This window comes from Blautia sp. 2227st1_G12_2227SCRN_220401 (assembly GCF_039062885.1).
In the GTDB taxonomy this organism is placed as follows: domain Bacteria; phylum Bacillota; class Clostridia; order Lachnospirales; family Lachnospiraceae; genus Blautia_A; species Blautia_A fusiformis.
The window spans coordinates 113,521-140,237 of record NZ_JBCLNI010000008.1 but is presented as its reverse complement, the minus strand read 5'-3'; the positions used below and the strand labels follow the sequence as shown (position 1 = coordinate 140,237).

The 26,717-nt window shown below is 44.1% G+C and carries 26 protein-coding genes and 1 riboswitch; of the genes, 5 read left to right on the top strand and 21 right to left on the bottom strand.

Features of this window, described 5'->3' with window-relative positions:
• From ABCM67_RS06140 to ABCM67_RS06120, 5 genes are all read right to left on the bottom strand, one after another.
• On the bottom strand, positions 1–1,207 hold a 1,207-nt coding region (locus ABCM67_RS06140), incomplete at its 3' end, for an FGGY family carbohydrate kinase (protein ID WP_342992616.1).
• 63 nt (positions 1,208–1,270) lie between these two features.
• Positions 1,271–2,023, bottom strand: a complete 753-nt coding sequence (locus ABCM67_RS06135) for a response regulator transcription factor (protein ID WP_059086037.1) — start codon at positions 2,021–2,023, stop codon at positions 1,271–1,273.
• On the bottom strand, positions 2,016–3,599 hold the full coding sequence (locus ABCM67_RS06130) for a DUF4118 domain-containing protein (protein ID WP_059086038.1): 1,584 nt from the start codon (positions 3,597–3,599) through the stop codon (positions 2,016–2,018). The genes ABCM67_RS06135 and ABCM67_RS06130 overlap by 8 nt, the downstream gene beginning before the upstream one ends.
• An 85-nt stretch (positions 3,600–3,684) precedes the next feature.
• On the bottom strand, positions 3,685–4,332 hold the full coding sequence (locus ABCM67_RS06125; RefSeq protein ID WP_015527248.1) for a TrkA family potassium uptake protein: 648 nt from the start codon (positions 4,330–4,332) through the stop codon (positions 3,685–3,687).
• A gap of 19 nt (positions 4,333–4,351) precedes the next feature.
• Positions 4,352–5,689, bottom strand: coding sequence for a potassium transporter TrkG (locus tag ABCM67_RS06120; RefSeq protein WP_342992615.1), 1,338 nt, complete (start codon positions 5,687–5,689; stop codon positions 4,352–4,354).
• A 306-nt stretch (positions 5,690–5,995) separates the two neighbouring features.
• On the opposite strand from ABCM67_RS06120, the gene bioB reads away from it, so the two are divergent.
• Both bioB and ABCM67_RS06110 read left to right on the top strand, forming a co-directional pair.
• Positions 5,996–6,967 (top strand): biotin synthase BioB, encoded by a 972-nt coding sequence (gene bioB / locus ABCM67_RS06115; protein ID WP_059086040.1) that lies wholly within the window; start codon positions 5,996–5,998, stop codon positions 6,965–6,967.
• Positions 6,968–7,068: 101 nt separating this feature from the next.
• Entirely contained in the window at positions 7,069–7,614 is a 546-nt protein-coding gene (locus ABCM67_RS06110) for a biotin transporter BioY (RefSeq protein WP_147602934.1), read from the top strand.
• A gap of 81 nt (positions 7,615–7,695) precedes the next feature.
• On the opposite strand, the gene ABCM67_RS06105 is transcribed toward ABCM67_RS06110, so the two are convergent.
• The 8 genes from ABCM67_RS06105 to ABCM67_RS06070 form a co-directional block, all read right to left on the bottom strand.
• Positions 7,696–8,583, bottom strand: a complete 888-nt coding sequence (locus ABCM67_RS06105; protein WP_021977018.1) for a putative ABC transporter permease — start codon at positions 8,581–8,583, stop codon at positions 7,696–7,698.
• A 124-nt stretch (positions 8,584–8,707) separates the two neighbouring features.
• Positions 8,708–10,060 carry an MATE family efflux transporter gene (locus tag ABCM67_RS06100; protein WP_147602933.1) on the bottom strand — a complete coding sequence of 451 codons (1,353 nt, stop codon included), beginning with the start codon at positions 10,058–10,060 and terminating at the stop codon, positions 8,708–8,710.
• Positions 10,050–10,502, bottom strand: a complete 453-nt coding sequence (locus tag ABCM67_RS06095; protein ID WP_110102910.1) for a MarR family transcriptional regulator — start codon at positions 10,500–10,502, stop codon at positions 10,050–10,052. The genes ABCM67_RS06100 and ABCM67_RS06095 overlap by 11 nt, the downstream gene beginning before the upstream one ends.
• A gap of 113 nt (positions 10,503–10,615) precedes the next feature.
• Positions 10,616–10,885, bottom strand: a complete 270-nt coding sequence (locus tag ABCM67_RS06090) for a hypothetical protein (RefSeq protein WP_147602932.1) — start codon at positions 10,883–10,885, stop codon at positions 10,616–10,618.
• Positions 10,886–11,037: 152 nt separating this feature from the next.
• Positions 11,038–11,346 (bottom strand): MGMT family protein, encoded by a 309-nt coding sequence (locus ABCM67_RS06085; RefSeq protein ID WP_015527257.1) that lies wholly within the window; start codon positions 11,344–11,346, stop codon positions 11,038–11,040.
• A 107-nt stretch (positions 11,347–11,453) separates the two neighbouring features.
• The gene (locus tag ABCM67_RS06080) at positions 11,454–11,987 is read right to left on the bottom strand and encodes a methylated-DNA--[protein]-cysteine S-methyltransferase (RefSeq protein ID WP_092068747.1); all 534 of its coding nucleotides are present in this window, start codon (positions 11,985–11,987) and stop codon (positions 11,454–11,456) included.
• Positions 11,988–12,585: 598 nt separating this feature from the next.
• Entirely contained in the window at positions 12,586–14,271 is a 1,686-nt protein-coding gene (locus ABCM67_RS06075) for a formate--tetrahydrofolate ligase (protein WP_092068491.1), read from the bottom strand.
• Between the two features lie 74 nt (positions 14,272–14,345).
• A riboswitch (ZMP/ZTP riboswitch) is annotated at positions 14,346–14,427 on the bottom strand.
• Positions 14,428–14,667: 240 nt separating this feature from the next.
• The gene (locus tag ABCM67_RS06070) at positions 14,668–16,068 is read right to left on the bottom strand and encodes a sodium-dependent transporter (RefSeq protein WP_147602931.1); all 1,401 of its coding nucleotides are present in this window, start codon (positions 16,066–16,068) and stop codon (positions 14,668–14,670) included.
• 221 nt (positions 16,069–16,289) lie between these two features.
• Here ABCM67_RS06070 and ABCM67_RS06065 point away from each other — a divergent pair, with 221 nt between their 5' ends.
• Positions 16,290–17,018 carry a helix-turn-helix transcriptional regulator gene (locus ABCM67_RS06065; RefSeq protein WP_021652982.1) on the top strand — a complete coding sequence of 243 codons (729 nt, stop codon included), beginning with the start codon at positions 16,290–16,292 and terminating at the stop codon, positions 17,016–17,018.
• Between the two features lie 63 nt (positions 17,019–17,081).
• On the opposite strand, the gene ABCM67_RS06060 is transcribed toward ABCM67_RS06065, so the two are convergent.
• From ABCM67_RS06060 to ABCM67_RS06050, 3 genes are read right to left on the bottom strand one after another with little or no spacing between them, the layout of a single operon-like run.
• Positions 17,082–17,930 (bottom strand): 4Fe-4S binding protein, encoded by an 849-nt coding sequence (locus ABCM67_RS06060; RefSeq protein ID WP_118753032.1) that lies wholly within the window; start codon positions 17,928–17,930, stop codon positions 17,082–17,084.
• Positions 17,931–17,937: 7 nt separating this feature from the next.
• The gene (locus ABCM67_RS06055; protein ID WP_092068499.1) at positions 17,938–18,090 is read right to left on the bottom strand and encodes a CD1871A family CXXC motif-containing protein; all 153 of its coding nucleotides are present in this window, start codon (positions 18,088–18,090) and stop codon (positions 17,938–17,940) included.
• A 27-nt stretch (positions 18,091–18,117) separates the two neighbouring features.
• Positions 18,118–19,266, bottom strand: coding sequence for a TlpA disulfide reductase family protein (locus tag ABCM67_RS06050; protein WP_059086046.1), 1,149 nt, complete (start codon positions 19,264–19,266; stop codon positions 18,118–18,120).
• 205 nt (positions 19,267–19,471) lie between these two features.
• Between ABCM67_RS06050 and ABCM67_RS06045 the strand changes: the two genes are divergently transcribed.
• Together ABCM67_RS06045 and ABCM67_RS06040 are read left to right on the top strand one after the other, a co-directional pair.
• Positions 19,472–20,149: a response regulator transcription factor gene (locus ABCM67_RS06045; protein ID WP_022426717.1), complete on the top strand. Its 678-nt coding sequence runs from the start codon at positions 19,472–19,474 to the stop codon at positions 20,147–20,149.
• Positions 20,146–21,312 carry an ATP-binding protein gene (locus ABCM67_RS06040; RefSeq protein ID WP_022426718.1) on the top strand — a complete coding sequence of 389 codons (1,167 nt, stop codon included), beginning with the start codon at positions 20,146–20,148 and terminating at the stop codon, positions 21,310–21,312. Before ABCM67_RS06045 ends, ABCM67_RS06040 begins: the two co-directional genes overlap by 4 nt.
• A gap of 22 nt (positions 21,313–21,334) precedes the next feature.
• On the opposite strand, the gene ABCM67_RS06035 is transcribed toward ABCM67_RS06040, so the two are convergent.
• From ABCM67_RS06035 to ABCM67_RS06015, 5 genes are all read right to left on the bottom strand, one after another.
• Positions 21,335–21,964 (bottom strand): PucR family transcriptional regulator ligand-binding domain-containing protein, encoded by a 630-nt coding sequence (locus tag ABCM67_RS06035; protein ID WP_147602930.1) that lies wholly within the window; start codon positions 21,962–21,964, stop codon positions 21,335–21,337.
• 246 nt (positions 21,965–22,210) lie between these two features.
• Positions 22,211–23,482: an MFS transporter gene (locus ABCM67_RS06030; protein ID WP_147602929.1), complete on the bottom strand. Its 1,272-nt coding sequence runs from the start codon at positions 23,480–23,482 to the stop codon at positions 22,211–22,213.
• A gap of 441 nt (positions 23,483–23,923) precedes the next feature.
• Positions 23,924–25,048 carry a DUF362 domain-containing protein gene (locus ABCM67_RS06025; RefSeq protein WP_147602928.1) on the bottom strand — a complete coding sequence of 375 codons (1,125 nt, stop codon included), beginning with the start codon at positions 25,046–25,048 and terminating at the stop codon, positions 23,924–23,926.
• A gap of 140 nt (positions 25,049–25,188) precedes the next feature.
• Entirely contained in the window at positions 25,189–25,656 is a 468-nt protein-coding gene (locus ABCM67_RS06020; RefSeq protein WP_144092495.1) for a DUF2284 domain-containing protein, read from the bottom strand.
• Positions 25,657–25,723: 67 nt separating this feature from the next.
• Positions 25,724–26,596: a LysR family transcriptional regulator gene (locus ABCM67_RS06015; RefSeq protein ID WP_144092498.1), complete on the bottom strand. Its 873-nt coding sequence runs from the start codon at positions 26,594–26,596 to the stop codon at positions 25,724–25,726.
• Positions 26,597–26,717: the final 121 nt, after the last annotated feature.

Below are 26,717 nucleotides of genomic sequence, written 5' to 3'. Positions count from 1 at the left end.
TTCTCATCAGCGGGTTTCGGCGAATTCCGTTTCCGGAGCCAGTCAGGCGTGTGACCTTTTTTCCGGTGAGCTGACACATCTGCTCATACTGCTCATGCAGTTCGTTAAGGATCCCACAGATCACACCGACCGTCAGTGCACCAGGATGAAAATTCTCTACACCGATCCCTGCGATCATGCCCCTGTGAGACGGATCACTTCTTGTCCCTGAAAAAGCCGTGTCTACTTTCCATGCAGCTTCTTTTCCGTATGTTTCAATAAATTTTTCTGCCTGCTCCTGCATCCGGGAATACAGTCTTTCTTCAGTTTCTGCAGTTTCTCTGTAAAACTGTTCCAGCATCGCATACGCACGACCACCACACAGGGAAGCTCCCACGAGGATATAGCTGTTTTCGGTACAGGGGCGAAGCTCCACACTGCCGCTGCATTCTATAAACTTCTCTGTCACTAAGGAAACCTGGCTGCCGGTTCCCACATTCAGGAGTACGGTATCTTTAAGATCCCGGACGGAACCAAACAGACTCGCCTGATTGTCACCGATTGATCCCATTACCGGCACACCGGCTCTTGTTTCTCCGACTAAAAAATGTCCCTTTCTTACTTCCGGCAGATAAGAAGTATCTACGCCGGCCTGCTCCAGGGCTTCATACAGAAACTCCTGTTTTCGCAGGTCAAAGCAGCCCCAGCTTGCCGCCATGTCAAGTCCGATAACAGGGACAGTATTTTCACACAGCCGCATAGCAATATAATCACTGATCGTCGTCATCCTTACAGCATCCTTCGGGATCTGATCTTTCTTCTGAAGATAAAAATGTGTCACTACACCATATCCGGACGCCGCCGCACCTACTCCCTGCAAAAGCTCTGCACAGGTTTTTCCGTTTTCCAGCGGAATCTCTCCGCTTCCATCCTGCCAGGTATAGAGAGGACTCACTGCCTTGCCGGAAGCATCCACATACAGCATTCCATGCATCTGCCCTGTAAACCCTATTCCATCTGGCAAACCATTCTCCTTCTGCTGCTTTATAAGAAGCTCCCGGACGATCTCATAGATCCGTTCCGGATCCTGCAGCTTCTGTTCCGGCTTACTGCTCCGCAGAAAAGAATTATGCTCCACTGTTTCCTTTGCAAGCAGCTTTCCCGTTTCTGTATCTGTCATTACGACACTGACTGTTGTTGTGCCGATATCAATCCCCATGATCTTCATCGTCTGTTTCCGTCCTTTTCTGTGATCTTTACTATAGAAAAAAACTGTCATCATATGAGATGATTATATTATCGTTTGAGGATTAATGCTATCTTTTTTGGTTTCCTGCTCAGGTTTCTCGATTCTGAGCATGCGATATCCAATTCCTATGTGCGTCTGGATATATTGTACACCGTTTTTTTCAGGCTCCAGTTTTTTCCGCAGTGTTGCCATAAAAACCCTGAGAGAAGCAACATCGTTTTCCGAGCAGCGTCCCCAGATCTGCTGAGTAATATATGTATGTGTCAATACTTTTCCAACATTACGGGATAAAAGGCAGAGCAACTTATACTCAATGGGCGTCAGATGCAGTTCTCTGTCCTTCAGGAATGTGCAGCCAGCCGTGTAATCTATCTTTAATCCACCATTTTCAAAAACAGATGTTTCCGGCTGTTTTCCTGACTGCGTTATGGCAAGCCGTCTTTGGCTGACACGGATACGCGCAAGTAATTCTTCTACTGAAAATGGTTTTGTGATATAATCATCTGCACCCGCATCCAGTGCCTCTATTTTGTCCATATCTTCACTTCTGGCACTGATCACGATGATAGGCATATTCGACCAGGTACGGATTTTCTTTATTACCTCTACTCCTTCCATATCAGGAAGGCCCAGATCCAGAAGAACGATATCCGGATTGTGTGATGAAGCCTCCAAAATGGCTGAAGCTCCATTTTCTGCAGCCAGATATTTATAGTCATGTGTTTTTAATGTGGTAACGATCAGGTTCCGTATGGGTCTGTCATCCTCAACCACCAGAATTAATGTCTTATTCATTTAATGTCACCTCGCTTAATGGTAAAGTAAAAGTAAAATTACATCCATGCGGAGCATGATCTGAAAGAACCAGTGTTCCATCGTGAGCTTCTATGATAGAGCGGCAAAGTGCCAGGCCAAGCCCCAGACTCCGTTGGCTGTCTGCAACGGTTGTTTTCCCTGTATAAAACATCTCAAAAATATGTGGCTTCATTTCATCCGGGATCCCGGGGCCGTTATCTTCCACGCTTACCTGTGCTTTCCCGGCTTTTTTGAACCCCCGAATGCTGATGACAGAGCCTGACGGCGTATATTTTATCGCATTATCGATCAAATTTACCAGAACCTGTATAATAAGATGCACGTCCATACGTGTAAGAACAAGTTCTTCACAGTCCGCCACGATCTTATACGCATCATGCTTCCGGCCGATATGTCGGAGTGACTCTGCTATTACCTCATCCAAAAGCTGATCCGTAAATTTAAACTTCAATCTTCCATCATTGAGCCTGGTAATGGAAAGCAGATTTTCCACAACTCCGATCAGCCACTCTGAATCCTCATGAATGTCCGTGTAGATCTGATACCTTGTAGCTTCATCCAGACGGTCACTGTTACTGAGAAGCATATCTGCATTTCCGGAAATAGAACAAAGCGGAGTACGCAGGTCATGGGAGATCGCCCGAAGAAGATCGCCACGCAGCTGCTCATTTTTTGCTAAAACCGCATTTTTTTCTTTTTCTATGGCATTTTGTACATTCTCCATTGCAAGTGCACATTCATTTATTACAGACAGCAGGATGCTGTATTCATAAGAGTCCAGTGTTTCTTTCTGCAGAGGGATCCCGATTACGCCATAAACATTATTCCCGCTTCGAATTGCCAGATATAAGCATTTTGCCTGTGAGAAATACTGTGTGGATGCGCCGGCACGCTGTCTGTTTTCATAAGTCCATCTGGCCGCCTGTTGTTCTTCCTGTGTCAGAAAATCCTCTGTGCTCTCTTTTTCCCCGGAAAAAAGCTTTCCTTCTGATAAAGTTCCATTTTCCACAACATATGCCGTGATGCTGCGGTTTAACAGGCGTATCAGCTGTGTACAGGTAACTCCGAGGATTTCTGTCTCACTTTTTGCCTTTTGCAGCAGACGATCCGTATCAAACAGAACCTGTGTGCGAAAGGCAATCTGTGAAGACAGCTTTGCATGCATTTTCAGCTTTGCCGCAAGGGTTCCTGTAAGTACAGACGAAATAAGCATTATGAAAAATGTCACCGGATATCCCACCGCGTATGTCTCAAAAGACATCCTTGGCTCCATCAGGAAAAAGCAAAATAAGAATACACTTAAAAAGGAGCCGGCTACACTGCAAAGATAACCATCTGTCACGATCGAAGTGATCAATACGCCCAAAATGTATATCGTTACAATATTTGTATCTGTAAGATCCAGTTTCTGAAACAGCAGGCCGATCAAAGTGCATACTGCAAATATAAAAACCGTCAGCAAGTAATCTTTTGCAGACGGTTTTTCCACATACCATGCAAATGGCCGTTTCGGATAGGTTCTGTTTTTTACTGTATCCTTCATTTTCAAGCTCATTCTGTCATTCTCCTTCTACTGCTGTTTTCTGGAATTATATCACGCAGCTGTTCTGTGGTCAAAATTTTTTCTTCATGGCAATGAGCTATATGCGGAAGCACTTCTGAAGAGCTCTGTATTCTCCTAATACCAGTAATTTATCATTTTCTGCAAAATATGTTTCCGGTGAAATTGCAATACTGAATTCCTCTTCATTTTTTACTGCCAGAATATTAATATTGTAGCGTTTTCTGATGTCAAGTCCACCCACTGTTTTTCCAACCCATTCTTCCGGCACTTCCACTTCAAAAATTGCATGGGAAGCATCCACCTCCATATAATCCAGTATATGATCATCTGTATAACGGAAGGAGGCCCATTTTGCCACCTGCTTTTCCGGATAAACTACCTTATCGGCACCATTGCGTAAAAGAAATTTTTCCTGAACATCACGTTCAGCTCTGGATATCACCAATTTTGCACCCAGTTCTTTTAGAAGGGATGTTGTTTCAAGAGAATTTTGAAAGCTCTCTCCAATGGTCACAAAACAAATGTCATAGTTTCCAATTCCAAGGGACTGTAAAAATTCAGCATTGGTGCTGTCACCAATCTGAGCATTCGTCACAAATGACAGTACTTTGTCCACTCTTTCTTCCTTCCAGTCAACTGCCATAACTTCATGTCCCAGCTGATTGAGCTGCATGGCAATATGTCTTCCAAACCTTCCAAGTCCAATAAGCAATACATTTTTCATAATATTATTTTTCTCCTTCTTATCCAACTGTGATTTTTTCCAGAGGGAGCTTTGCATTTCCCTTATTTCTTCCGGAAAATACCGCATAGATCAGGGTCAGACCACCTACACGTCCCAGATACATCAGTATGATCAGCACGACTTGTGAAAAAACATGAAGTTCCGGTGTGATTCCCAGAGTCAGACCTACCGTACCAACAGCTGAAGCAGCTTCGTACAGACAATCTAAAAGCGGAAGGCCTTCGTACACACTGATCGCTATTCCGCCGCCAAAGAACAAGGCAAAATATAACATGGCTATTGTCGCTGCATTTTTTATCACATGATATTCAAGTCTTCGCCCAAAAGCTCCTGCATTTTCCTGACTTCGAAATGTCGCAATTGCATTTAAAATAAGTACTGAAAAAGTTGTTGTTTTCATTCCACCTGCTGTAGATCCCGGTAAACCACCAATTAGCATTAACAATATCATAACTGCTTTTGATGCCTCACTCATCTCTGAAATGTTTATAGTATTAAATCCGGCAGTTCTTGTCGTTACCGATTGAAACGTTGCTGCTAACAGGCGTTTTCCCATGGGTAATTTTGTCAGATCACAGATATAGAAAAAGACTGCCGGAAATAAGATCAGACATGCGGTAGTCATGAGAATGATCTTGCTTTGCATGCGGTAGCGTTTAAAGTTCAGTTTATTTGTATAAATATCATCCCATGTGAGAAAACCGATTCCTCCTGTAATGATCAACAGCATAATTACCAGATTTATAAGTATATTTCCTGAATACCCGGTCAGCGATGGAAACATACTGGAATCTGTCCCCAGAATATCAAAGCCGGCATTACAAAAAGCAGAGATTGAATGAAAAACTGACATCCAGATTCCCTTTTTTCCATAATCTCCCATAAAAACCGGCAGCAGCAACACCGTCCCTGCAGCTTCGATCAAAAATGTTCCCCTCAAAATAAACCTTGTCAGTCTGACGATTCCTCCAACTTTAGGTGCTGAAATTGCATCCTGCATGGTGCTTCTTTGCATGAGGGATATTTTCTTTCCGGAAAGAAGGGAAACAGACGCAGCCACAGTCACTACTCCAAGCCCACCTGTTTGTATGAGTGCAAGAATGATCGTCTGGCCTGCCAGGGACCAGTAGCTTCCAGTGTCCTTTACCACAAGACCTGTAACACATACCGCCGAAGTGGCTGTAAAAAGTGCCTCATGAAATGGTGTGATCACTTTCTCCGCAGAAGAAAATGGAAGCATCAGCAGAACGGTTCCCAAAAGGATCACTCCTGCAAACCCCATGATAATCAGCTGAAAAGATGTCATATGTTTTTTCTTATATGATTTTTCCGGCATAAATGATCAGAACTCCTTATCAATACTTTTAACAGTGCTATCCTCGTAATGCATTTTATTATATATAACTACTTTCAAAGATAGTATAAAAGTCTCTGCTTTCGTATTAAGATTTTATAAAGATATGATATTGAATTGAGAATTATTTTAACTGAATCAAGGAAATTACCTGCTTTGATAAGTCTAAGCAATACCTTAATACTACAGTTTTTAATTGTAAACTCATTTTATTTTTATAGTTGACAATAGATATTTCTATGTGATAAAGTGATACCCGTACAAAAAAATCAAAAGGAAGGTATTGACATGAACACTGCAGCATGCGAAAAAGAAGCTCCATCGCTTTCCAGAGATGAAGCCATTGCAATTTTAGATACTCCGGACGAAGAACTTGAGGCACTGATCGACCGTGCCAGCAGTTTACGTTACAAATATAAGGGAAACCGGGTAAGCATCCACATCCTTACCAATGCCCGCAGCGGTAACTGTTCCCAGGATTGTGCCTACTGTGCCCAGTCATGTCGTTCCACTGCCGATATTGATAAATACAAATGGGTAGATGAAGACAAATTATATCAGGACAATGATTTCGTAAATGATTATCATTTATCCAGACATTGTATCGGACTGAGTGGTATGAAATTTACAGATAAAGAGATCGAGGAGCTGGCCCGCAGGATCCGCAAAATGAAAGAACACGGAACTCATCTCTGCTGCTCCATAGGCTTTCTCACAGAGCACCAGGCAAAAATGCTCAAAGAGGCTGGTCTTGACCGGATCAACCATAACCTGAACAGCAGCCGTTCCTTTTATCATAATATCTGCAGTACACATACCTTTGACCAGCGTGTCCGGAATATCCATATGCTTCAGGGACTTGGTTTCGAGATCTGCAGCGGCGGTATCATTGGCATGGGTGAAAGCAAGGAAGACGTTGTTGACATGCTTCTGGAATTACGTGAGATCCAGCCGGAAGCACTGCCGATCAACTTTCTTCTTCCGATCAAGGGAACTCCTCTCGGAAATGCAGATATTTCCCAGCTGACAACCGAATACTGTATGAAGGTCCTCTGCCTGGCAAGACTTCTTGTACCTAAAGCAGATATCCGATGTGCTGCCGGAAGAGAAGTTTATTTTAAAGGCGAAGAAAAAAAACTACTCAGTGTTGTAGACTCTATTTTTGCTTCCGGTTATCTTACAGAAGGTGGTCAGGGAATCGAAGACACTCTGAAAACCATTACGGATGCAGGATTCACCTATGAGATTGAATCTGCGTAAGCATCCTTATGGACATATGACCTATCATACACACTTACAGCATTTCATTACTTACCCGAACCAGTAAATATATTACCTTTTTCAAAGGAGGCTCTTTCAATATGAACCAGACAAATACTGTCTCTGCACCACGTACAAAAACCTACGAGATCACCATGACCGCTCTTATGGCAGCTGTCACTTGTATTCTTGCGCCGCTGTCCATTCCGATCGGTCCGGTTCCGATCTCATTTACCAATCTTGCCATTTATCTGTCCCTGTATCTTCTCGGATGGAAAAAAGGAACCATCAGCTATCTGATCTATCTTCTGCTTGGACTTGTAGGTCTTCCGGTATTTTCCGGATTTACCGGCGGCCCTGCAAAGCTGGCCGGTCCTACAGGCGGATACATCATCGGCTTTATCGTTATGGCTGTTATTACCGGACTGGTAATTGACAACTGCCATAAGCCTCTGATCCAGCTCGTTGGTATGATCGCAGGAACAATTGTATGCTATCTTTTCGGAACTGTATGGTTCTGCATCGTTGCAGATTCCACTTTCAAAGCAGCTCTTGGAATCTGTGTAATTCCGTTTATCCCGGCAGATCTCATAAAAATGATCATCGCCATGATCATCGGACCAATGATAAAGAAACGAATCCGATAAGCTGAAACTCTGATACTCCCAAAAAAGGCAGCAGGAAATGTTGGAAATTTCCTGCTGCCTCTTTATCGCGTTTCATTTTTCTTATCTGAGTTTTTTCTTCAGTTCCTGGATCAGTTCAAAATAATCTCTGTGCTTCATCTCCGGGAAAGCCTTAATGATTCTTCCCTGGCCGAATACCGTATGGTTTGTGATAGAGCTTGACAGCTCATCAAACTGTGCCTGAAGCTCCGCTTTCTTCATTCGAAGCATTTCGGCAGATTTTTCTCTCTGAGCCACAGTCGCATCTCTGAGCTCTGCCTTAGCAAGAGCAACCTGAACCTTTCCTTCTCCCACCTTCTGTGCTGTATCAATGGTAGTTGTTGCCAGAGTATCACTGAGCTTATCACTCACGATCCGCAGATCCGCACGTACCTTATCTAGTCGGGTAAGCTTCTTATTCAGTCCGCGGATCACCGCCACTGTTACAATAAGATCAGCCAGATACACCGCATACAGAATTGCCATAACAACCCATTCCAGTGTGGAAGGTGTATGAGAAGCCTGACGCTCCACATACTTCTGAAAAACCTTTACGACCATCACAATGGCAAGTCCCCATATCAGGGAAAACTCAAGACAGATATAGCCGTGAAAATTCAGCGGCTTATTAGAATAATCCCACCATCTTGCATGGAAGCATACATCCAGAAGCCATCCGGCAACCAGCTCTACCGCAGTTGCAAGAACGATTCCAAACAGAAAGATCATTCCCTCACTCATCTGATGTCCGCCGCTCTGAAGCGTATTAAGCAATGCAAACACGGAAAGTACACCAAATCCGTACACCGGGCATACCGGACCGTTGAGAAATCCCCGGTTTATAACCTTTCCTAAGGTTACTGCATGGAAGATAACTTCAACGACCCATCCTCCAAAAGAATAAAACAAAAAATACAGACATATCTGAAAATACGTCATCCCGCAAATCATCCTGTACTCCTCCTTTACAGCTGTCAAGATTCCGGCAGCTATTTCAGGGGTCAGTACCATCACCTCTGCCGGGGTGATTCTGATTATATCATATCACCCCTCTCATTTACATCCCTTTATCCGGTCATTCTTCCGAAACAATTTCTTTTTTCACACGGGTAAAGTACAGAAAGAATCCAATGTTCAGAATGATTCCCACTGTGGTAGATACCGGTGCTGCAAGACCGATCTTTGTCAGGCTGGCATCCGGCTGGATACTCATAAAGTACGCCATTGGAAGTCGTACCAGAAGCGTCTGGATCAGGCCCTGGATCATAACCCATATGGTCTGGTTGTTTCCGTTGAAATAGCCTATCATACTGAACAGAACAGCCGTTACCAGTGTCTCCGGAGCAAACCCCTTCAGATAATCAAAGCCCTTTTGGATAACGCCGGCATCTGTTGAAAAGAATCCTGCCAGCACATCACCCTTCAGCAGGATCAGGATAAATACCAGGCATCCCACAAACAGGCCAACTCCAATTCCCGTAAGCATGGATTTTCTCGCACGTTTCGGCTTTCCTGCTCCTACGTTCTGTGAAACAAAGGAGGCCATGGACTGCATTAGGGAGCTTGGAACCAGCATGGCAAAGTTTACGATCTTACATGCAACTCCGTAACCGGAGGATGCTTCCAGACCCAGGCGATTGACAAATGCGCACAAGGCCAGGAATGAAATCTGGGTCAGGAATTCCTGAAGTGCCAGCGGCAGTCCGATCTTTAGAAAACGTCTGCACTGGGGATTCAACCGGAAATCTTTTTTTGTAATGGTAAACGGAAGCTTCTTCTTTATCAGCAGAACTACTGCAAATACAACACTTAAGGCCTGAGCAGAAACCGTAGCAATAGCTGCTCCTGCTGCATCCATATGTAAGCCGGCTACCAGTACCAGGTCTCCGATCACATTTACAATACATGCCACCAGCACAAATAGCAGCGGAGATTTGCTGTCACCAAGACCACGGAAAATAGCAGACAGCAGGTTATACGCAACAATAAAGAAAATTCCGCTGCCACAGATCCGTACATAAGATGCAGTCAGCGCTACCGCTTCTTCCGGTGCCTGCATCAGCACGGAGATCGGATGTGCAAAACCTACCATAACAATAAACAGCACGACAGATATCATGGTAAAGACGATCGCAGCCCCACCGATAACGGAGCCAATCTGCTCCGGTCTTTTTTCTCCAAGATAACGTGCGATCAGAACTGTGATACCCATAGCAAACTGGATCACTACAAAGGTAACCAGATTCAGTACCTGACTTCCGGTGGAAACCGCTGACAGTCCGGATGTGGAACCGAATCTTCCAACTACAAGAAGATCGACCGCACCATAGGCAGCCTGCAGGATCAGCGCACCGAGTACCGGCATCATAAATGCAACCAGCTTCTTCAGGATATTTCCCTGGGTAAAATCTGCCTTATCATTTGTCATAATGTTCCCTCCTGTCACACATGATCTGATAAAATTTCCCGATGGTCCGGATCATATTGTCTGCTTCTTCTTCGGAAATCTCTGAAAGATAGGGCGCCAGACTGCTGAAATAATCCTGATCATACTTCCTGGAAAGCATCTCTCCTTTTTCTGTTATGGAAATGTAAGTAACGCGCCCGTCATCCGGAGACGTAAGCTTCTGAAGATATCCCTTTGTCTCCATTTCTTTCACTGTTCTGGTAACACCCGGACGCGGAAGGTTCATGGCATCACTGATATCAGAGAGCCGGATATCCTTTTTTTCTCTCTGCAGAGAATGGATCACATCCAGATACTGTATGTAGGATGGCATCACCCCCTGAGGCAGTGGCGGAAGCATATCCCGGATCCGCTTTGCCTGATAAAACGCATCAAACATCCGCTTGATCTTTTCATTTGTCATAAAAAAACTCCTTATATAATTATCTTCGTTAATTACCATTGATAATTATATGAGGAATTTATGATTTGTCAAGCATGTTTTATTTTTCTGTTACAGAGTAACTTTCTATTAATCTATGCTTCTAATGCCTCTTTCAGAGAAGCTTCAAAGATCTCAAGTCCTTTCTCCATCTGCTCATCGGTCATGGTAAGCGGTGCAAGGTTCAGATATCTGGCCTGTGCCATCACACGCTCTCGGCTTAAATGTTCTGCATCCAGAATAGAGGAAGACAGCTGCTCTACGGCGTTTCTGTCCTTTTCCTCCAGCACGAGTTTCCGGCTGTCGTTGGTGACACTGGGATTTGTCAGAACTACGAATTCTCCTCCATGGATATAGTTATTCAATCCTGTATTCACTTTTGATGCACTGCAGGCAGTCTGCAAAATAGCCCCATCGGACAAACTACTCCAGACCGTTTTCCCCTGCTTTCAGCTTCAGAACTTCTGTAAGCTCCGGGATCTGCATCATATTTCTACTTTCTATAATTCATAAAACACTACTCCTCCCACTGATACTGCTTCATATCTACACATCCATTTGCCTTAAACTCCACACCCTCGTCTTCCAGAAGCATCTTCTGCTCTCTCCAGCCTGGTGCAGTACGCCCTGCATGGTTCACAACTCTGTGGCAGGGATACTTCCCGTAAAATTCTGCCATACCTAAGACTTTTCCTACAAGACGTGAATTTTTATCCCGCCCGATCAGCCGTGCGATCTGCCCGTAGGAGGCCACTTTTCCCTCAGGTATCTCTTCCACCACGGACAGTATCTCGTAGATTAAATCTTCATCCAGTATTTTTCCCATAATTATTCCTCCGAAATCCTGCTGGCAATTTTCATAGCATGTTTTCATAAATAAAATATCTGTCTTTTCGTGGACGCCTGCACCAGACCGTCCTCTCAGCCTGAGTTTTACAGTGCAGTTCCTTTCTTTGGAATAAACAAACGGCTCATATCTGTATGTTCCAGCTTGAGAAGTGAAATTTTTTTGTCAATTCCTCCGGCATAGCCCGTCAAGCTTCCATTTGTTCCTACGACTCGATGGCAGGGAATGATAATGGAAATTTCATTATGTCCAACCGCACCGCCTACTGCCTGGGCGGACATATGGGAAGTGTTTTTCATCACTGCAATTCTGCGCGCAATTTCTCCATATGTGATCGTCTGTCCGTAGGGAATCTGTAATAAAATCTTCCACACTTCCTGTCTGAATACTGAACTGGTGGGATGAAGTGGCGGAGTAAATTTCGGTTCTTCACCGGAGAAATATACATCCAGCCATTTTTTTGCTTCTGTGAGAATTTTCGTTTCCTGTGGAACATAATCTTCCGGAAGTGTATTTGCAAAATATTTCTGTCCTTCAAACCACAAACCGGTAAGTCCGATTTCATCTGCGGCAAGTAAAATATCTCCGATTAGCGATTTATATTTGCATGTGTATACCATATTTCCCCCCACATTCATTTATCTCTACAATTTTTTCTATAGGATTCCTCTTAATTAACGCAAATGTCACATGCGCGTCCCCTCTGCACTTTCCTCTACATTGTGAGTTTTATCCCAACAAGCAGCAGGAGATTGCTGACATTCTTGACAATTTATAATATTATACCATTTTTGTTCTGAACATGCTATAATGCTGTTGCTGCCGAACCTCCAGCTGAAAGGATTAAACCACCTTACATAAACGAAACAAAAACCCCCGGAAGTCTCGACCACTTCCGGGGGTTTTGCTTTGCCCATGATAAGCATAATTACTTTCTTTAGCTACACACATCATAGTCCATTCACCGCAAAAAGTCAATTATTTTCATTCGAAATATGATATAATGCAGATACAATCCTGAATGAAAGAGGTGAACATCATGCAGAAATATGTTGCTTTGTTCTTTACCCTTCTGGCCGGGAACATTGTTGGCCACTACATCTGTAAATGGCTGGACCGCCGCCATGAGCAATAGACAACAATATAAAAAGCGGCAGAGCCTCTATTTTTGCAAGCTCTACCGCTTTCTATCTGAATTCCCCTCAAAAAATCTTTATATTAGAACAGTCCTGTGATCTTACCGCTCTCGTCTACGTCGATCTTGGTTGCTGCCGGTACTTTCGGAAGACCTGGCATGGTCATGATCTCACCTGTCAGTGCAACAATAAATCCTGCACCTGCGGAAATCTTAAGATTTCTTACTGTTACCTCGAAATCTGTCGGAGCACCAAGCTTTGTCTGGTCGTCTGTTAAGCTGTACTGGGTCTTAGCCACACAGATCGGGCAGTTGCCAAATCCAAGTGCCTCCAGCTGTTTCGCCTGCTTCTGGGCATTTGCTGTAAGAACCACTTTCTTTCCACCATAAACCTTCTGTACGATCTGGTTCAGTTTGTCCTCGATGGAGCCTTCCAGTTCATAAGCATATGTGAAATCATTCGGCTCTTCAACAAGACGGATCACTTCCTCAGCAAGCTTGATTCCGCCTTCGCCACCTTTTGCCCATACCTCGGAAAGTGCTACGTTTACGCCAAGCTCCTTGCATTTTGCTTCCACAAAATCAAGCTCTGCCTTGGTATCGGTCGGGAATGCGTTAATAGCTACCACACATGGAAGCTTGTATACATTTTTGATATTGCTTACATGCTTCAGAAGGTTCGGGATACCCTTTTCAAGAGCCTCAAGGTTCTCATTGTTAAGATCTGCTTTTGCAACGCCACCATTATATTTCAGAGCACGTACGGTTGCTACGATAACAACGGCACTTGGTGTAAGACCTGCCATACGGCACTTGATATCCAGGAATTTCTCAGCTCCAAGATCAGCACCGAATCCAGCCTCTGTGATGGCATAATCAGCAAGCTTCATAGCCATCTTTGTAGCGGTTACGGAGTTACATCCGTGAGCGATATTTGCGAATGGTCCGCCATGAACGATCGCCGGAACATGCTCCAGTGTCTGAACAAGGTTTGGTTTCAGGGCATCCTTCAGAAGTGCTGTCATAGCACCCTCTGCGTGGAGGTCTCCTGCTGTTACCGGTTTCTGCTCAGCAACCTTACCGTAAGTATATCCGATGATGATTCTGGAAAGTCTCTCTTTCAGATCTTTGATATCACTTGCCAGACAGAGAACTGCCATGATCTCAGATGCTACGGTAATGTCATATCCGTCCTCACGCGGCATACCGTTTGTTCTTCCGCCAAGTCCGTCTACTACATTACGAAGCTGACGGTCGTTCATGTCCACGCATCGTCTCCAGGTGATCTTTCTCGGGTCGATGTTCAGCTCATTACCCTGGAAAATATGGTTGTCGATCATTGCTGCAAGAAGATTGTTTGCCGCACCGATTGCATGGAAGTCACCGGTAAAATGAAGGTTGATATCCTCCATCGGAACTACCTGTGCATAGCCGCCGCCTGCCGCACCACCTTTGACACCGAATACCGGTCCCAGGGATGGCTCACGAAGAGCTACCATAACATTTTTTCCAAGTCTCTGCATTCCATCTGCAAGACCTACCGTTGTAGTTGTTTTTCCTTCCCCGGCCGGTGTCGGGTTGATGGCTGTTACCAGGATCAGCTTTCCATCTTTTTTGTCTGTTTCTTTCAGAAGATTATAGTCGATCTTTGCTTTGTATTTACCATACTGCTCCAGGTACTTGTCATCAATACCTGCTTTCTCTGCAATCTTGGTAATTGGCTCCATTGTGCACTCCTGTGCAATTTCGATGTCACTTTTGAATCCCATAATGTTCTCCTTTCTCCGCAGCAACCGTCCGGATCTTTTTATCCCATAAAAAAGAGCAGTATCTGAATTTCTTCAAATACTGCCCAGACGGTCGACTCATCGAATCTCCGGCTCCCTCGTGGTTATCCCACAACTCCGTCAGTCACCGAAGACTTTATTAATTTGATGATTGAATACTAACATATTTATTAGTACTTGTCAAGAAATTATCAAATTATTTTTTCACTTTTAAAGTGAGCTAAGTCTAATTTTCTGAATCATTTCCGTTCTATGTATTAGTTTTCTCTCCAACATTCGTACATATCTTTTTTCATCAAATCCTCTGTTGTTTAATCGTATCTTGTACTGGTCATCCGTTAATGCGACTGTCCAGACGCCATAAACATATTACCACACTTATGAAATCAAATCTGCAAATCCTGTAGATACCAGGAATAATATCAGCATTACAACCGGCACTACATAACGGATCATAAAGCGATATAACCCTGCCCGTTTGAAGTGTTCCCCATTTCGTTCCACTTCTCCTATGATCCAGGCAGGGCCGATCACCCAGCCGATCAGAATACTTGTCAAAAGTGAGATAAACGGCATTAGAAAACTGTTGCTGATATAATCCATCACATCCAGCAGCTGTCCAACGGAACCATTTGGCAGTTTAAGTTCAAAATACAGTTTGTTATAACCAAGGCAGATCAGCACTGCTGTAACAAGAGAATAGATTCCGACAGCACCACACATTTTCTTACGGGGTTTGTGATAGAGTTCCATGCAGTTTGCAACCAGTGTCTCCATGACAGACACGCAGGAAGTCAGTGCCGCAAATCCCATCATCAGGAAAAATGCAATTGCCACCGGACGGCCAAATACTCCCATGGCATCAAAAACCTTTGGCAGTGAGATAAATATCAGGCTTGGGCCGGAAGCCATTCCATCCTTTCCGAGAAATACAAAAACAGCCGGTATGATCATCATTCCTGCAAGAAACGCAACGCCGGTATCAAAGATCTCAATCTGATTTGTTGCTTTATTTAAATTAACTTCATTTTTCACATAAGAACCATAAGTGATCATGATTCCCATAGATACACTTAAGGAAAAGAATAACTGGCTCATCGCATCCAGAAGGATCTCCAGGAAGCGTTTTACCGTCAATCCATGAAAATCCGGTTTGAGGTAAACAGCCAGCCCCTGCATACCGGTGCGGACAGTTCCATCCGTATCAGTATGGGACAGTGTCAGTGAAAAAATCGCAATGATCACAATCAGAAGAATCAGCCCCGGCATAATGATCCTGGAAAACTTTTCGATTCCCTTTTCCACACCACGAAATACGATCCAGGCAGTCAGTGCCAGAAAGATCAGCATAAATACAACGGGTGCAATATCTGATGTAATAAATGATGTAAAGTATACATCTGAAGCCGCATCTTTCCCATCAGAAATAATATAAGTAAAAAAATATTTTACGATCCATCCACCGATAACAGAATAATAGGTCATGATCAATGCCGGAACCATAAACGTTAAATGTCCTAAAAATTTCCACTTTGGATCAAGAGATTCAAAAGCCCTCAATGCATTTTTCTTTGTCTTTCTCCCAAGTGCTACATCCGTTGTCAACAGTACAAATCCAAAAGTCAGTACCAGTACCAGATAAACCAGCAGGAAAAGTCCTCCGCCATCTTTGGCACAGAGATATGGAAATCTCCAGATATTTCCAACTCCTACTGCACTTCCGGCTGCCGCCAGGACAAAGCCTATTGAGCCGGAAAAGCTACTTCCTTTTTCTTTCATTTCAATTTCCCCTCTTCAAGTATATATTTGATATAGGCTGAAACCTTCAGCCTAACAGCCATATCTTACCTTAAATAAAGATAAGTGCAAATGGCAGAAGTTTCTTTTTACGAAATTTTATTTCAAAAAAGTTTCTTACTACTTTACAAAATACCGGTTTTTCCGATATAATCGTATACAATATAAATTAATAAGAAAAATAGATAGTATGAGGAAACAAAATGAGTAATTTTACCTGTTATGTAGGTGAACAAATAAGAAAATACCGAAAAGCCGGAAAGATGACTCTGCAGGATCTGGCAGATGCCATCCATAAAAGTCGAGCTACCGTATGCAAATATGAAAATGGAGATATCTCCGTTGATATCGAAACTTTATATGAGATCAGCCAGATTCTCCAGGTATCTATGTCCCAGCTTACCACTGGTCTTCCTGAAACAGCCAGTAAACCGTCCAATGCACCGGGAAAAGGACAAAAAAGCCCATTTTTTCAGGCACAGCGGCTATATTTTTACTTTTACGATGGACGCTATCAGCGTACGAAGGATGGCGTCATCGATATTTATGAAAAAAAAGGCGAATCCGGAAAATACGAAGCAACCTTAACGATCTGTTCTGTTTCTGCCAACGGAAGAAGCAGTGAGATTTTTTACACCGGAAAAGTTCTTTACAGTGATATGCTGATCCGTTTTTCCTTTGTAAATCAGTATAACCCACTGGAAGAAGATCTCCTGTACATTTTTAATCCTCTGGAGCTTCGAGATTTTACAACAGGACTTTTGTGTGGGATTTCCAGTGCGGATCTGATGCCCTGCGCATTCAAATGTGTGATCACTTTAAAACCACAGGAGCTTACCGAAGCGTTCCGCCACCAGCTGCTTTTTACAAAAAAAGATCTGAAGCGCTGGGAACAGCTGAATATGTTACTGATAGATAATATGGAAAAGTAGTTTTCTGCAAAAAACGGTACACCTTATATTTTATAAGCTGTACCGTTTTCGTATTTTTCTGTATCAGGGTTTGCCTGCAAACCCACACCGGATCGCCTGTGTCGGACATATCTTTTTACATCTTCCACATCGGATGCACTCTGCACTGTTGGGATTTTCCGTCGGATCGACCTCCATCTGGCAGATATTTCTGCATTTTCCGCAGTGAACACATTTTTCTTTATCTACTCTGTAACGAAAAACGGAAACTTTATTAAATACCGAATAAAAAGCTCCCAGCGGACAGATATACTTACAGAATGGCCGGTATATCATAATTGATAAGATAATGGTGATCACCAGGATTGTATTTTTCCACATGTACAGCCAGCCTACTGCACTTCGCATGGATTTGTTCAGCAGCACCAGAGGGATACCTCCCTCCAGCGTTCCTGCCGGGCAGATCAGCTTGCAGAAATATGGTGCTCCTTGGCCCATGATATCTACTACAAACATGGGAAGTATGATCACAAATACAAGAAAGATCACATATTTCAGTTTTCGCAGAAGCTTATCTCCCCGAAATGTCCGGATCTTCTTTGGAAAAGGAATCTTGTTCAACAGATCCTGGATCAGTCCAAAGGGGCAGAGAAATCCGCACACCAGTCTTCCAAGCAACGCTCCTACAAAGATCAGAAATCCAGCTACATAATATGCCATCTTGAAGTTCCAGCTTCCGATCACAGCCTGAAGGGAACCAATGGGACAGGCCCCTCTTGCCCCGGGGCAGGAATAACAGTTCAGCCCCGGAACACAGACATTTTTCAGTTTTCCGGTATAGATCTTTCCAGTCACAAACCCTGATATGTGACTGTTTGTAAGGGCCGCCCACAATGCCTGGATTCCATGCCGCGGCCATTCATTTATTTTCATCTTCTTATTATCCAATGCCAATACACTCCATACAGATGTTGATCGCTTTTGTAAAAACTACAGACACCTCGCCCCTGCAGATTCCCAGTATCATCAGTAAAATTCCCAAAACTGCCAGAGCAGGTCCGATCCACCTGGATTCTGTTATTTTCCGAATCATTTTTTCACTCTCCGTAATGATCATCTTCTACTTTGAAACGTTTTTAAGCTCTTTTTCCACGATTTCCTTCCATTCGTCCAGTGTATGGCTTCCTGTATAGGTATCGCCTACAATGTTTCCATCTTTGTCAACAAAAAATGTTTCAGGAAATGCGGAAATCCCCTGCAGACGGCCGTTCATCATAGTAGTATCCGGTATCAGGAACGGATATTCTGCTTTTGTTTTTTCCTGAAGAATGCCTGCTTTTTTTACTGCCTCCTCGTCCTGATTTCCCTTTTCATCTGTAGTATCAAGCACCACGCCTGCTACTCCGACGCCTTTATCTTTCATTTCTTTATAAAGCTCCTGAAGTTCCGGAATCTCTTTTACACATGGTGAGCACCAGGTTGTAAAAATATTTACCAGCGTCAGGTCATAGTCACTGAATACTTTTTCTGTATATGTTTTTCCATCTATTCCTGTTGTTTCAAATTTTCCTACAGATTTTACATCCTCCGGGTTGACGCTGGTATCCTGAGGCTGTTCAAACACGGAAATATTCTGATACGGTGTCATTTCCGTAATGTCGGTTTTGATCTTTTCCAGCTCCTTTGTCAGCTTTTCATCTGCATCTTTGTTGGTGCTCAGATAATATTTGTATTTCCCGTCACTACTGCTTCCAAGCTCTTTATGCTCTGTACAGCCAGTGATCTCATCCAGCTTTTTCTGTGAAGCTTCGTCATAAACACCAATTGTACCAATTCTGTCCAGACCTGCCACCCAGTCGTCATATCCTGTTCCCATCTTCTGTATTTCGGCGTTTTTCTGTTCCTCTGTCATTTTGCTCCAGCTTATATAGGCATATGTCACTGCATTGGTCTGATTCTCAAAATCTTCCGTGGTAAGCATTGCAATGCTCTGATCCTTGATCTGCTTTAACAGCTCCTTTGAAAGTGAAAGCTTCAGTCCCAGAAACGGATATTCATAAGAATCCTGTGCCTTGCAGGTTACGTCGGAAGGCTTAAATGTACCTGCTACCAGATCTGATGAAACTGCCTCTCCATCCACCGCCATTGCCTCTCCGATATCTGCTGTTTCCGTGCTTTCTGCCGCTGTTACCGGCACACTTCCTAATGCAGATATTCCTAATACCGCTGCTGCCATAAGTGCTGTTATTTTCTGTGTTCTTAATTTCATTGTTTATATTCTCCCTTCTGATATCACCGGCCCATATCCGGAACCGGCGTATATTTTATATGTTAATTTTGTTCTCTATAGCCTTACTATATCATCCCCTGTATAAAATCTCTGTTAAGAAATAAAAAAATTTACAGGAATTTTATGCTATACATGATATGATAGATAACAAAGCAAAATCAACTGTTTTTTAGGAGAATTTACTATGCATATATTGATAATCGAAGATGAAAAGCAGCTTTGCCAGTCTATTGCGGAGGGGCTTCGCATGGATGGCTATGAAGCGGACACATGTTTTGACGGGGATGAGGGACTGGAATTATGTCTGGTGGAAAATTATGATCTCATCCTTCTTGATCTGAACCTTCCAGGCGTTGATGGGCTGGAAATCCTGCGCCAGTTTCGGGAATCCAATACTTCCACTCCCGTTTTGATCCTATCTGCTAGAGGACAGATCCAGGACAAGGTTGAAGGGCTTGATCTCGGTGCCAATGACTATCTCACAAAGCCTTTTCATTTTGAAGAGCTGGAGGCACGGATCCGAAGTCTGACACGAAGGAAATTTATCCAGCAGGATGTATGTCTGCAATGCGGACGTATCAGCTTTGATACCCGTACAAGAAAGGCCAGTATCGATGGACTTCCTCTTTCTCTGACCCGAAAGGAAAGTTCTCTTCTGGAATATTTCCTTCTTCATCAGAACCGTATCATAAGCCCGGAAGAAATGATCGAGCATATCTGGGACGGAAGCGTCAACAGTCTCAGCAATTCCATTCGTGTCCACATTTCTTCTCTTCGAAAAAAGCTGCGCACGGCTCTCGGCTTTGATCCAATACAGAATAAGATCGGCCAGGGTTACATTTTAACGGAGGATATAAAATGAAAAAAATAACCGGAAAGCTATCTCTTCAATGGCGTCTGACACTGATCACCGCACTGCTTATGACAGTCACCTGCATTCTGATGTATTTTTTTATCAGCCAGTCTGCAGTTGCCGGAATGGAGAATCTGGGAGATTACATGATACGGATCGATAACACAGACTCTGCTCCCATCACCTTTAATATGGATCCCTCCGTCTTATTTCCGGAGCTTTCCGATCAGCTGCAGCTAACAAAAAAACTGTTTCTCACCAAAGGACTCATGGTAACAGGGATCATCATCCTTCTCAGCAGCATCTGCACTTATTTTATCAGCCGTCAGGCATTACTTCCGCTTCGCAGACTCAGCCAGGAGGTAAACCAAATAGAGGTCCAGAACCTTTCAGAGGCTCTTGAAGTTCCTGCTACCAATGACGAAATTTCCCGCCTGACAATTTCATTTAACAAAATGCTCGCACGCCTGGATGAGGCCTTTACTGCACAGAAGCAGTTTTCTGCCAATGCAGCCCATGAGCTTAGGACTCCTCTTGCCGTTATCCAGACAAATCTGGAGGTCTTTGCCCGCAGGGAAACACCTGCTTTAAAGGATTATCAGGAGATTTTTTCCATGCTCCAGGAACAGACCGGGCGACTTTCCCATTTGGCTGAAATCCTCCTAGATATGACCGGTGTACAGACTGTTGAACGTTCCGAAAGGATCTCTCTGGCAGCACTGACGGATGAGGTTTTCTGCGACCTGGCTTCTGTAGCGGAACAGAAGGATGTTGAACTGATCCAGCAGGAGGGGGACTGCATTATTACCGGAAGCTATCTGCTGCTGTATCGCGCTGTGTACAATCTTGTGGAAAATGCGATCAAATACAATCACTCCGGTGGAAAAGTAACCGTAAATATCCATCCTTCCGAAGAAATAACAGATACATCCACCTCTGTCAATTACGTCTTTCTTGAAGTCTCCGACACCGGAATCGGCATTCCTCCTGAATATCAGGAAAAAATCTTCACCCCGTTCTTCCGTGTGGACAAATCAAGAAGCCGTGCTATGGGAGGTGCCGGCCTGGGGCTTGCACTTGTCAGCGAAATTGTCCGACAGCATAACGGACAGGTAAAAGTACTGGAAAGCAGCAAAAAAGGCAGCATGATCGCAATCATGCTGCCAGTCTGAACATGTTTGTATTACATTTACTTTATATACTCATGAACGCAATCGCTTTGCGATCTGCGTTCAAATCCGAGTATATTTTTTCAACAATACTGTCTGTATCCATTTCGCAGGTAATAGCCTGTTCCCTGAGAACTGAAGAAAAATCTTTTTCTCTCCACCATCTGCGCATATCTTTTTCACCAAATTCTCTGTTTCTTGTATTATGTCGTCTCACGGTTTCTTCAAACGACAGATCAAAATAATCTCCCATCCGCCTGTTCTGCATTTCATATTCCAGGATGATCTTTCCCACACTCTGGGCAATATCCACAAAAGAAGCTCCCTTCCACCGAATGTAAAACAGCGGGAGCTGAAGCGCATTGGCTTTGTCGATCATCTCCTTCGAGACGGGTTCTTTATCATCGGTGATCGAAATCCCAAAGCCGGAAATACCAAGCCCATACAGTTCTTCCATGGCTTTCCCGGCTTCTTCCAGGTCAAACCGGACATAGTCTACCACACACAGGGCAAAATTCCCCTGGTTCATATGCTCCTCAAAAGGCCGGGTCTGCACCATATAGGTCCATGTGACAGGTCTTGTGAGACCTTTTTCCCCGGCGATCAGCTCCACTCCGTCCAGCTGCAGCTCCAGTATATCCTGACAGGTGATCATATGCATCAACTCCTTATTATTGCAGTATTTCGCACGCTCTCATCCATAAACAGGCAAATACGATATCTGATTTTCTCATCCTTCAGTTATCCTAGCAGAAATATCTGATTCCGGCAACTCAAAAAAAGCCTGGAAGAAATCAGCCACAGGCATTTTATTTCTTCCAGGTTTTTCTGTTTTCTGATTCTCAGTCAGCTGTCTTTGATCCGGCAGCTGATACAGCTCTGCATCCAGTTACATTCAGACTTATTCTGCCTGTGGTTTGCTTACCTGTGCTGTATCATCCTTTACTCCGGCAGATTTTTCGGCATGCTCTTTCACAAGATTCCGTCCAAGTAGAGTCAGGCATACCAATGCGATCACTGCAAAAACAGCTCCGATCCCAAATACCACGTTCATCTCATAACCTTTGCTGCTCACCAGACCGGAGATTGCCGGTGCGCCAAAGGTTGCAAATACAATGCCGAACATGACAAATCCGTAATTCTCCCCAGTGTGCTTCATTCCGAAAATAGAGCTTGTCAGAGACGGGAAGCTTCCCATGATGCCGCCGTAGCAGCCGTACATCAGAACAACAGCAACCGTTACTGCCAGGGATCTTGATACAGCGAGAACTCCCATAGCGATCACTGCCACGATCAGCACTCCTTTGATGCAGACGATCCTTCCCACTTTATCTGCCAGTGTCGGAAGCACCAGTCTTGCTCCCGCATTGACAATGGATCCAAGCATAACGGCGCTGACTGCCACTGCAGACGGAATCCCAAGGTCGATCTGGTAGGTCTGGGATACCGGTGAAACCATAAAATAAGAAATCAGTCCAAAGAACATGGTCGCAAGAAGAAGATAAAAATTTCTTGTACGCATCATCTCTCCGGATGTATACTGCTTCATCTCCGATGTTCCGGACTTTGCCGCAGAGCCACCTGCGTTCACCAGACTCTTATCGGGTGCCTGAAAAAAGATGCCGCACAGGATCCAGGAAACTGCGATGGCTGCCCCAATGATCAGAAAGGTTTTCTGCACGCCCTCTGCCTCCAGCAGCTTTCGACTCAGCGGCGCCAGGAAAAATCCGCAAAGTCCGTTGGCAGTTACCACAACGCCGGAAGCAAATCCGGTACGGTCCGGGAACCATCTCTGCACGGTTGCCAGAATCACCGTGTAGATCATTCCCTGTCCAAATCCCTGCATCACGCCATAGGACAGATACATAGGAAGCGGTGTGGGAACGATCAGAAATGCGGATGCCAGGATTCCTGCCGCAAAGATCCCGCCTCCGATCCATACAATCGTCTTTTCCTTAAAGCGGTTCTGCATCCTTCCGCCTACGATATTTCCAAATACAAAGGTGCTCAGTGCCAGATAAAAGCACATGGATGCCTGTCCCTGGCTCCAGCCTGCCTGCTCCATCACATAGGGCTGGTAAATAGACCATACATGGGGATATCCGGTAAAAAAGATTGCGAAAGCTCCGAATATCATAGTCAGCAGACGCTGTTTTTTCTGTGTTCCTGTCATAATTTCCTCCTCTGAAAAAGATTTCCGGCCTGCTCTGTACTCTCTGCCCACAGAATGCAGCCTGTTTCTGTACACACGATCTGCACGTCTTCCTGCACATTAGCTCCGCTTATCTTTGATATTCTTTTATTTGCGTGCTATTTTTTCTTTATCTGCGTGTTAAATGCGTGTTAATTATGTTGTGTGTATGTTATCACACGCAACCTTATTATGCAATACAAATTTACAGCTTTTTCTGTTTTCTCGTTTTTGTCCAAATCATCCTGTTATTTCTTTGTATATTATTCACAACAGCTGTATTTCTAGCACGCATATGCACGCACGTGTTTTTTATTTAAAATACCGTCTTTATCCGTTTTTTCATTTTATATTTCTTTATTTGTGCAAAAAAGCACGCCATATTGCAGGCGTGCTTTCGTAATTTTATATGATTTCTTTTTCTTATTTGATTATCTTCAGCTCATATTCCCTGGTTCCCAGACCGATCTTTTCTGCCTGATCCAGGGTTGCCTTCCACTCAATATTCGGATTGGAATCCTTAAAGTGGTCATGGTGACAGTGCCATCCCGGCTCTGCCAGATGCTCTCCAAGCTGGCTGTTAGCGATCGGTGTTGCCTTCAGGCAGGCATCTGCACAGGCCTGATCCAGTGCAACCGGGTCAAAGCTTGCGAACATTCCGATATCCGGAAGGATCGGCGCATCATTTTCACCATGGCAGTCACAGTTAGGGCTGATATCCTGTACCAGTGCAATATGGAAATGGGGACGTCCGTGACAGACAGCCTGTGCATACTCTGCCATCTTGCGATCAAGAAGCTCGTTTGCACTGCTATTCGGATTGTATACGGCATCATAGCTGCAGGCCCCGATACAGCGGCCACAGCCTTTGCATTTATCGTAATCGATAACTGCTTTCTTGTTTACATATGTAATCGCATCACTTCCGCACTCTTTCGCACAACGGCGGCAACCACGACAGACATCTTCATGGATGGCCGGCTTTCCGCTGGCATGCTGCTGCATTTTTCCGGCACGGCTTCCGCATCCCATACCGATATTCTTCAGAGCACCGCCAAAGCCGGTTGACTCATGTCCCTTGAAATGGCTGAGACTGATAAAAATATCTGCGTCCATGATAGCATGTCCGATCAGGGCAGTTTTGCAGTATTCTCCGTTTACTACCGGAACTTCTACTTCATCGGTTCCTCGAACTCCGTCACCGATGATGATCTGGCATCCGGTTGTGATCGTGTTAAATCCGTTAAGATTTGCACAGTCCAGATGCTCCAGTGCATTCTTTCTGCTTCCCGGATAAAGAGTATTACAATCTGTCAGGAACGGCATTCCGCCCTGCTCCTTACAGAGATCTGCGACTACCTTTGCATAGTTCGGACGAAGGAATGCCATATTTCCAAGCTCTCCGAAATGCATCTTGATGGCTACGAATTTTCCATCCATATCGATATCTTTGATTCCTGCGGCAACGCAGAGTTTTTTCAGTTTGTCCAGCTGGCTGGTTCCCACCGGACAACGAAAATCAGTGAAATAAACTGTTGATTTTTCCATTCTGGTTTTTCTCCTGCTGATTCTTTTTATGTAATTACATTTATTTAAACTCTACACGTTTTTTCTGTTTCTGTCAACGGATACTCGCATTCGTAAAACTCCATCTATTTCTCCCATATTCCTTTACAAAATTCTTCATCTTACCCCTGGAAAAGAACCTGGGAAAAATAACGGATCATTCCGTCGCTGGTCCAGCATAGCATTCCTGCAGCGTCTGCCATTTTCTGTGCATCCACACAGTAAGCGGACATGCAGGAATTATGTTTATAAGGTCCTGCACTCATGATCAGAAGATCAGTTATTCCCTCTTCTTTCATCTTCTCTGCCAGCTGTTCTGTCAGTTTGTTATGAGCAAGTTTTGCCTTTTTGTAGTCCATAAGGCCATCCTGCATTGTCTGGAGTATCAGCGTTTTTTCGTATTTCAGCGCATGCTCTTTCATCTCCTCTACAGTGCCACTCTGTGGTGGACATGCCGGGTTTTTATCATAATTCCCGCAAAGATTGTCCTCGCAGAAAACCCGGTATTCCGGCACAAATACAAGCTGATCGGTACTTATGACCGCTGCATCGGAAAAACCAAGAGCTTTTGCTTCTTCAATAAGATTCATTTTTTCTCTCCTGTGTTTTTTTTCTTTTATAGTGCCACATTTTATTTGTTTTTACAAGCTCTGACTTTCACTCTGCCGCCAGGCGGATAAACTCCTCCATCTCTCTTGTCTTAAACTTATTTTTATGGTAAAAGATCTGCCGGTACATGGATATCTCCACATCTTCCACATGTAAAAGGGCAATTCTTCCTTTCCGGATATCCCGCTCCACAGCCAGATAGGGAAGAAAGGAAAGTCCGTGGTTCTTTTCCAGCATGCGGATGATAAAAGCGGTATCGCTGATCTCCAGTACCGGTGACAGGGCCTGCTTCTTAAGCGCCAGCTGCTGCTCTAGGGCCTGCCGATAATTGGCATTCTTTTCCGTGAGAAAAAAAGGCTCTTCCAGAATATCCTCCATCTTCAGCGTCTTTCCCGCAAACTCCGAATCTGCAGAGGCCACAAATACTACCGGCTCCGCCTTCTCCATGACCTTCACCCAGTTCTGGTCCCACCTTGGGGTGTCCAGTATATAAATAAGATCCAGCCCGTTATGCTCCATCATCCGTATCAGCTGCTCCGGTGTATCAATAGTCACCTGCATATTTACTTTCGGGTGAAACTCACGAAATTTGCTGAGAACAGCCGGGAGCTTGGCAGTGCACAGGGATTCGATCGTCCCGATATGCAATGGATTTTTCAGTTCCGCATCGTCATTCATTGACTTTTTTGCTTTATTTACATCATATAAGATTCGGCTTGCATGCTCCATAAACTCTTTTCCGGACGGAGTAAGCACCACACGCTTTCCGGTTCTGTCAAAAAGTCTTGTTTCCAGCTCATTTTCCAAAAGACGGATCTGGACAGTGATCGCTGACTGAGTGTATCCCAGAACCTCTGCTGCCCTGGAAAAGCTCTGAAGCTGTGCTACATGTACAAACGTCTCCAACTGACGGATTTCCATGATTTTCTCCCTTTTACTATGAAATTTTTTCATCGTGATGATGAAATCTGTGAATTTGCCTTATTTTTATGTCAATGTTACAATACAATCACGAGGACGTCAATCGTATTTTTGTGCAAAA

What these genes read in the sequence shown, in the direction of transcription:
- ABCM67_RS06055 (WP_092068499.1), bottom strand. Translation starts at nt 18,090, where the DNA reads ATGATTCGGAAAATAACAGAATCCAGGTGGATCGGACCTGCTCTGGCA.
- ABCM67_RS06020 (WP_144092495.1), bottom strand. Translation starts at nt 25,656, where the DNA reads ATGAATCTTATTGAAGAAGCAAAAGCTCTTGGTTTTTCCGATGCAGCG.
- ABCM67_RS06035 (WP_147602930.1), bottom strand. Translation starts at nt 21,964, where the DNA reads ATGATCACCTGTCAGGATATACTGGAGCTGCAGCTGGACGGAGTGGAG.
- ABCM67_RS06085 (WP_015527257.1), bottom strand. Translation starts at nt 11,346, where the DNA reads ATGGGAAAAATACTGGATGAAGATTTAATCTACGAGATACTGTCCGTG.
- ABCM67_RS06105 (WP_021977018.1), bottom strand. Translation starts at nt 8,583, where the DNA reads ATGATTTGCGGGATGACGTATTTTCAGATATGTCTGTATTTTTTGTTT.
- ABCM67_RS06040 (WP_022426718.1), top strand. Translation starts at nt 20,146, where the DNA reads ATGAAAAAAATAACCGGAAAGCTATCTCTTCAATGGCGTCTGACACTG.
- ABCM67_RS06065 (WP_021652982.1), top strand. Translation starts at nt 16,290, where the DNA reads ATGAGTAATTTTACCTGTTATGTAGGTGAACAAATAAGAAAATACCGA.
- ABCM67_RS06050 (WP_059086046.1), bottom strand. Translation starts at nt 19,266, where the DNA reads ATGAAATTAAGAACACAGAAAATAACAGCACTTATGGCAGCAGCGGTA.
- ABCM67_RS06095 (WP_110102910.1), bottom strand. Translation starts at nt 10,502, where the DNA reads ATGACAAATGAAAAGATCAAGCGGATGTTTGATGCGTTTTATCAGGCA.
- ABCM67_RS06125 (WP_015527248.1), bottom strand. Translation starts at nt 4,332, where the DNA reads ATGAAAAATGTATTGCTTATTGGACTTGGAAGGTTTGGAAGACATATT.
- ABCM67_RS06025 (WP_147602928.1), bottom strand. Translation starts at nt 25,048, where the DNA reads ATGGAAAAATCAACAGTTTATTTCACTGATTTTCGTTGTCCGGTGGGA.
- ABCM67_RS06120 (WP_342992615.1), bottom strand. Translation starts at nt 5,689, where the DNA reads ATGCCGGAAAAATCATATAAGAAAAAACATATGACATCTTTTCAGCTG.
- ABCM67_RS06045 (WP_022426717.1), top strand. Translation starts at nt 19,472, where the DNA reads ATGCATATATTGATAATCGAAGATGAAAAGCAGCTTTGCCAGTCTATT.
- ABCM67_RS06110 (WP_147602934.1), top strand. Translation starts at nt 7,069, where the DNA reads ATGAACCAGACAAATACTGTCTCTGCACCACGTACAAAAACCTACGAG.
- bioB (WP_059086040.1), top strand. Translation starts at nt 5,996, where the DNA reads ATGAACACTGCAGCATGCGAAAAAGAAGCTCCATCGCTTTCCAGAGAT.
- ABCM67_RS06015 (WP_144092498.1), bottom strand. Translation starts at nt 26,596, where the DNA reads ATGGAAATCCGTCAGTTGGAGACGTTTGTACATGTAGCACAGCTTCAG.
- ABCM67_RS06070 (WP_147602931.1), bottom strand. Translation starts at nt 16,068, where the DNA reads ATGAAAGAAAAAGGAAGTAGCTTTTCCGGCTCAATAGGCTTTGTCCTG.
- ABCM67_RS06060 (WP_118753032.1), bottom strand. Translation starts at nt 17,930, where the DNA reads ATGAAAATAAATGAATGGCCGCGGCATGGAATCCAGGCATTGTGGGCG.
- ABCM67_RS06130 (WP_059086038.1), bottom strand. Translation starts at nt 3,599, where the DNA reads ATGAGCTTGAAAATGAAGGATACAGTAAAAAACAGAACCTATCCGAAA.
- ABCM67_RS06100 (WP_147602933.1), bottom strand. Translation starts at nt 10,060, where the DNA reads ATGACAAATGATAAGGCAGATTTTACCCAGGGAAATATCCTGAAGAAG.
- ABCM67_RS06030 (WP_147602929.1), bottom strand. Translation starts at nt 23,482, where the DNA reads ATGACAGGAACACAGAAAAAACAGCGTCTGCTGACTATGATATTCGGA.
- ABCM67_RS06135 (WP_059086037.1), bottom strand. Translation starts at nt 2,023, where the DNA reads ATGAATAAGACATTAATTCTGGTGGTTGAGGATGACAGACCCATACGG.
- ABCM67_RS06080 (WP_092068747.1), bottom strand. Translation starts at nt 11,987, where the DNA reads ATGGTATACACATGCAAATATAAATCGCTAATCGGAGATATTTTACTT.
- ABCM67_RS06075 (WP_092068491.1), bottom strand. Translation starts at nt 14,271, where the DNA reads ATGGGATTCAAAAGTGACATCGAAATTGCACAGGAGTGCACAATGGAG.